A 6,228-nucleotide genomic window follows, 5' to 3' on the forward strand; every position below is an offset into this window, starting at 1 on the left:
GGCGACCAGACAGCGGCGGCAGGTTATGTCCTTGCGAACGAGCTCGCTGTGGACCACAACGGGTTTGTCTTGTTACATCTTTGGGGCACGCACCACATACAGTCCCGTCTTGGCGAAAGGCAGGCGCATCCTTCGACATCTCGGCGCGCCTTACCGGCGCATCTGCGGAAACCCCTTTCAGGTAATTTACACTTACAGCGCGTGCGAAAGTCGTCTCACGGGTGCTCAACTTCGATGTCGCAAGCCACTGTCGACATATTGTCGCTATTGTCAACGATTTTTTTGAGATCAGGATTATGAAATCAGTGAAATTCGCCCAGGACTCGTTGGCCGCGAACAGGCAAATCGTCCCGGCGAGCAGGTAATGAAGCTACTTGAACGAATGAGTCAGACGATGTCGAGCGTGGAAAATCGAGCTCGGCGGCGTCAGGGCCGGGCTTTCTGTGAGAAGCGCGCGCGTTGCCACGTTGTTTGAAATGGGGCCGCGTGAGGCCGACACCGCGCTTTTCAGGCAGGCCGTGCACTCACGGCTTCCCACGCGGCCATTGCCTGGCGTCGATGGGTTCGAATTTGTGCTGCGGAGCGGTTGGTCGGCGATGGGACGAAGAGGTTCCGGACGGCAGAGAAGATCGGCACGAAATGCTGCAATGAGCCGACGACCGGAAACCCTGTCGCGTTCGTTCCCGTTTTCGGAACAGCAGGGGAGAATTCTCCGCCCGGTTGTTCAAGCCTTTATGCGAGCGGTGTTCCACGTTCGGCATGACCTGGCGCGTCGCGCTTGTAATACAGCCACGCCGGCGCGCCCCGAGTCAGCGCATGGCAATACGGGGCGGCCCAACGCACGCGTGGTCTTGGTCAAGGCAGTTGACATCGGTCCTGCTCCAGTGCACGTGCGGACTTTTTTGACGTCCAGCCGCGCCTGCAAAGCCAAGCGCTCATGCGCTGCGGAAACCCACCAATGAAGATCGCCGCTCAGTGCGCTAGCCATCGACCACCTCTTCAAGCTGGACGTTGAATCAGCCGACCAAGCCTGTGTCACCTCACAATCGAGTCATCGATCGCCGGATATGCTCACATGCGAAAGTGGAAAGCTTCATGAAAACGCTCAAGCAGGAAAAATGTAGGGCCTCACCTACAAAGACGCCGCCGACGCGCAAGCGGATCGGGTCTTCATCGCATCATCTACAACCAGCAGCGGCTGCATTCCCGCGATTTTCTGTGTCTCAGTCTAGAGGCGTACTCCATCCCTGTCCGGCTTTGCAAAGACGCGGACAAAAGTCTGAACGGCAGCCGTTGCAACGAAACTCGAAATAAAATTCGCACACTCTTAACGCCGCAAAATCGTTGATGATGCTAGCCTCGGGGCAAGGTCTGAGGTCAAGTGCGGCTACAAAGATGCCGACTCCTTCAGACCGCCGCACGGCACGCACAGAAGGGGTCCACAGCCAATGGCAAGAGCGCTGATCATACTTGGAGGCACGACAATGGGCTCGGGTCTGCTATACGTCCAGACTGCTCAGCGTCTTGGCCTTCAGCCAATTACCCTTTCGGCCGATCCAACTCGGTATGACCACTTCGCGGCGAAAGGGGCTGAGACAATCCGTGTTGATACAGACGATCTGGATGCGCTGATCCGCGAATGTTCCCGGCTCCGAGCGACCTATGACATCGCTGGCATCACAAGTGCTGCGGATTCGTTCTATGCGACAGTTGGCAAGCTCTGTCGGCACTTCGATCTACCTGGACCGAACCCGGAAGCTATTGAACAATGCCTCGACAAGTACACTCAGCGTCAACTTCTCGCGGCCTCAGGCGTTCCGATACCTGCTTATCGCTTGGCGGCCAATGCAGCGGATGTAGAGGATTCTGCCGCGGAGATCGGACTGCCGGTGGTAGTTAAGCCTGTGGTGGGCAGCGGCAGCGTCGGTGTCCGATTGTGCCGCACTGCCGATGAGGTAGTCCAACACACGATTCATCTGTTGGGCGGGACACACATTGGGCGGTCGTCGCCAAGGATACTGGTCGAAGAATTCGCACAAGGCCCCCTTTGTGTCGCTGAGATAATGGGGAAAGAGGTCATTGGGATTTCCACCCTTGACTTCGGCCCCCCACCGCACTTCGTCTATCATGAGAACACCTATCCGGCCGTGCTGACTGACGAGGAACATGAGCGTATCAGCGATATTTCGCTGAGCTGTTTGCGAGCTCTCGGCCTTGGCTGGGGGCCAACAAACATTGAACTCCGGTGGACGAAGCGTGGCCCAATCGTCATTGAAGTTAATCCGCGTCTTTCTGGTTCGCCCGGTCCTCAAATGGTGAAGTTAGCTTCTGGTATCGATCTCGTAGCCGAACATATCAAGCTTGCCATCGGCGGCAACGTGAATTTGCGCAGGAGGCGTTCGCAAACTGCGGCCGCGCAGTTCCTGGTTCCTGATCGCGATGGCATCCTTGATTGGATCGATGGCGCAAGCCCGGCTGCTAGCGTACCAGGTGTCGCTGAAGTTAAGTTCTATATTAACTCCCAGACGCCGATTGTCCGGAAAGGTGATTATCGCGACTGTATAGGATATGTTATCGCCGCTTCACCCACCCTCGAACAGAGCAAAGCCATACTTCGGCATGCTCTCGACTTGATTCATTGGTCCATCACGCCATTGAGAACCAATGGTCAAAGTGACTCCAAAAGTATTTGATTCCAAGCTCACATGACGATGCTGAGATCAATAGGGCGTTAGAGTGACATCGTGCTCCTCTAATTGGCTGCGGAAGCCAGAGCTGGGCTCGATTGTGACGCGGCTTAGGTCTCCATGATTCGGAGGTCATGGACGGGTGCATCGAGTTGCGGCGTCGGCGAGCCTTTTCCTGGACTGTTTGCTGGGTGACGAGCGCCGCAAGATAGCTTGCATGCGCGCTGAGGCGGCCGGTAATCCCGGCCCGTGGCGGCAACAAGCCATTCTGGGTCGCGGACGCTGGGACGCGGACGGACTGCGCGACATCGTGCGAGAGTACGTTGTAGAGCACCTCGCCACAGATGATGCGGTCCTTGGGCCTTGGACAAGGCTCGTGACGGACAACGAAATTAGGAGAGGACGTCCTGCATGAACGACAGGAAAATTTTGCAGGCGTTCGAGACCTCGGAGTATCGGGCGCGACTCGATAAAGTCCGTGTGTTGATGTCCAATGCTGGGATGGACGCGTTGCTTGTCATCTCGCAAGCTGATCAATACTATCTCCTGGGACACGACTCCGCTTCCAGCCAGCCGCAGGCTGTGCTCGTCACGTTGGATGACGATCCGTATTTCATCCTGCGCAAGATGGACGCCCACACTGCGGCCGACGCCGGATGCTGGCTTCCGCAGGACCGGGTTATCGGATATGCTGAAAGTTACGTCGGCGGCTCCGAAGGCGCCAGTGGGTGGGAACCGATCGGGCGGTTCGTCAAGGATAAGGTGAGAGCGTCTGCGCGTGTCGGCGTCGAACTATCTCGGCTGGGCCTGGCCGACTACCCGAAGCTTGTCGGCGCATTGGGAGGCCAGGAGCCGCGTGATGGTGACGGTTTGGTATCGGCATGCAGGCTGGTCAAGTCCGAGCGTGAGCTGTTTTATATGACCGAAGCGGCCGCCATAGCAGACCGAGCGATGCTTGCTGGCATGGACAAGATCGCCGTCGGCATGAGGCATTGTGAGGTGGCGGGCACACTCATGTCGGTGCTCTGCGCCGGAACCGAGAGCATTCCGGGCGGACCGCCGTCGTGGCCCCCTCACATCCGTGGTGGCGAGTTTGCCAACGCGCCACACCAGGCGTGGATGGACGACGTATTTGCAGCCGGGCAGCAGTATTATCTGCAGTGTACCGCTAGCCGGCGACGGTACGAGGCTCCAATCACGCGGATCGCTCATATGGGCCCGGTTACACCACACCGGAAGCGTCGGCATGAGGGCGCCATGGCGGGTTTTCACGCTGCCGTCGACGCGATGCGCCCGGGCGCGACCTGCGGTGATGTCGCGCGCGCGTTCCAGGCGGCTATTCGGCCGTACGGCCTCACGAAGGAGGGGCGCATGGGCTACTCCACTGGTATTGACACCCTTGACGGCCCAAGCCTGGCGGCCAACAACGACACCGAGCTCCTGGCCAACGTGACTTTCCACTTCGAGTCGAATTTCATCGAGCGCGGCGAAATCTACCTGTTGAGCGACACCGTCCGCGTCACGGAAGATGGCGCGGAGCTGATGAGCACCGTCCCGCACGCCCTTTTCGAGCGTCCCGCATAAACCACCCGAGAGCTGGGCGGGGGTTTGTAAGTGGTTTTCCGCCTCTGTCATGCCGCTGCGAGGATTGTCTTCGGCGTGGTCAAGTAGGCCAGATCCCTCCATTGTTCACGGCCGACTAAGTACAGATAAGCCTAATGTCAATAATGTACTTTCAGTTTCAATCGCGCTTCATACAATTCTCGATATAAGAGACATCTACGTTGCTCCGACGCATGTTGGAGGATAATCGTAAGCGCCTCGCCGATCACCTATGGGTTTGGGCTTGATGTTTTCCGGAATCGCCAGGGCATGAGTTCCTCGATCTGGCTCTGTGGATGGCCGTTGATGATGGCCTCGAGGGTTTCGGCGAGATAGGCAACGGGATTGACGTCGTTGAGCCTGCAGGTGGCCACGACGGATGAGAGCAGCGCCCAGTTTTCGGCCCCGATCTCATGGCCAGCAAAGAGAGCATTTTTTCTGGTCAAGCATACGGCCGGATGGCGTTTTCGACCGGGTTGGTGTCGAGCTCGAGCCGGCCGTCGCCGAGGAAGCGGGTGAGCCCTTCCCAATGGGCAAGACCATAGCGGATGTCTTCGGCCAGCTTTGAGCCCGAGGAGATCATCGACAATTGCTTTTCAAACCACGGCTTCAAGGCGGCGATGATCGGGGTGGAGTACTGCTGTCGGGCGGCGAGCCGAGCTTGTGGCGTCATGCCGCGCACCGTCGCCTCGACGGCGTAGAGCGTAGCGATCCGGCGCACGGCAGCTTCGGCGATCGGGGGCTTGGTGTTGCGCGCCAGCTTCACAAAACGTCGGCGCAGGTGGCTCCAGCAATGGACGAGCAGCCACGGTCCTTGTGGCCGCTCCAGGCGTGTCAGCCGGTCATAGCCCTCATAGGCGTCAACCTGCAGGAATTGTCCGCCGAAGCCTTGAAGGAAGCGTTCGGCATGCTCGCCGCCGCGTCCCGGCGCATAGTGGAACAGCACGATGGGCGGGCCTTGGCCACCATGGCCGCGGTCATCGGAAGCGATTGCCCAGAAGAAGCCCTTCTTGACCTTGCCGCGTCCGGGATCGAGTACCGGCGCGGTGGTCTCGTCCATGAACAGGCGCTCGGCCGCAGCCAGATGCCCGCTTGAGATGGAAGCAGGCCCGGCCTGCCCAGTTGCCCAGTGTCGCCCGATCCAGCTGGATGCCCTGGCGGGCGTAGATCTCGGCCTGCCGGTAGAACGGCAAATGATCACCGAACTTGGCGACGATGACCTGGGCGATCAGCGCCTCGGTCGGCAGGCCACCAGGCACGATATGCTCGGGCGCATGCGCCTGCACGACGGCGCCCGAGCAGCGCCGGCAAGCGTATTTCGGGCGGCGCGTGACCAGCACGCGCAGTTGCGCCGGGATTGCGTCGAGCCGCTCGCTGACATCCTCGCCGATCCTGGCCATCTCGCCGCAGCCGCACGGACACAGCGTGCTCCTGGGCTCGATGATCCGCTCCACCCGCGGCAGATGGGCAGGCAAGTGGCCACGATTGCGCTGGCGCGAACCGGACGAGCCGTCCGAACGCCCCCGGATGACCCGCTGCGCCTTTTCCTGCGCGGCATCGAGCACGCCCTGCGCGATCTCCACGTCTTCGAGCGGCAGGTGGTATTGATCGGGATGCAGCTTCTCGGACTTGGCGCCGAACTTCTCGTGGTGAGCTGGCTGACGACGCTCTCCAGGCGGCGGCGCGCCTCCTCGGACTCTGCCAAAGCTGCCTGCGCCTCGGCGAGGAGCGCCTTCAAACGCTCGTTCTCTTCCTGGAGAACCCTCAGATTCATGCACTAAATCAACCGCATGATCTCCGATAATGCCATTGGAGACAAGGCACCTGAGTCACTGTTGTCAAACGAATCCAGGAATTGACCCCTTTGGCGAACTGAAGAACTGACCCCTTCATTGGTTTGCTGTTTCGTTTGTTTCGGGCACCGAGCCGACCTTCTGCA

Annotated in this window: 2 protein-coding genes and 3 pseudogenes; 3 read left to right on the top strand and 2 right to left on the bottom strand. The window is 59.4% G+C overall.

The annotated features are described in order from the left end of the window. Window positions 1–507: 507 nt before the first annotated feature. A pseudogene (locus tag NKH78_RS31645) lies at window positions 508–779 on the bottom strand (DDE-type integrase/transposase/recombinase); the annotation flags it as partial. 705 nt (window positions 780–1,484) lie between these two features. Here NKH78_RS31645 and NKH78_RS31650 point away from each other — a divergent pair. The 3 genes and pseudogenes from NKH78_RS31650 (at window position 1,485) to NKH78_RS31660 (ending at window position 4,271) form a co-directional block, all read left to right on the top strand. Beyond that, on the top strand, window positions 1,485–2,693 hold the full coding sequence (locus NKH78_RS31650; RefSeq protein ID WP_502899883.1) for an ATP-grasp domain-containing protein: 1,209 nt from the start codon (window positions 1,485–1,487) through the stop codon (window positions 2,691–2,693). Between the two features lie 142 nt (window positions 2,694–2,835). Next, window positions 2,836–3,045, top strand: a pseudogene (locus NKH78_RS31655) (IS701 family transposase); the annotation flags it as partial. Window positions 3,046–3,098: 53 nt separating this feature from the next. Further along, complete coding sequence (locus NKH78_RS31660) at window positions 3,099–4,271, top strand: M24 family metallopeptidase (RefSeq protein WP_352885073.1); 1,173 nt, start codon at window positions 3,099–3,101, stop codon at window positions 4,269–4,271. 248 nt (window positions 4,272–4,519) lie between these two features. On the opposite strand, the pseudogene tnpC reads toward NKH78_RS31660, so the two are convergent. After that, a pseudogene (tnpC, locus tag NKH78_RS31665) lies at window positions 4,520–6,063 on the bottom strand (IS66 family transposase). Window positions 6,064–6,228 lie beyond the last annotated feature (165 nt).

Source organism: Mesorhizobium sp. M0910 (assembly GCF_040319465.1).
GTDB lineage: Bacteria > Pseudomonadota > Alphaproteobacteria > Rhizobiales > Rhizobiaceae > Mesorhizobium.

Excerpts from the sequence above, each read along its gene's own strand:
- NKH78_RS31650 (WP_502899883.1), top strand. The coding sequence starts at position 1,485 with ATGGGCTCGGGTCTGCTATACGTCCAGACTGCTCAGCGTCTTGGCCTT.
- NKH78_RS31660 (WP_352885073.1), top strand. The coding sequence starts at position 3,099 with ATGAACGACAGGAAAATTTTGCAGGCGTTCGAGACCTCGGAGTATCGG.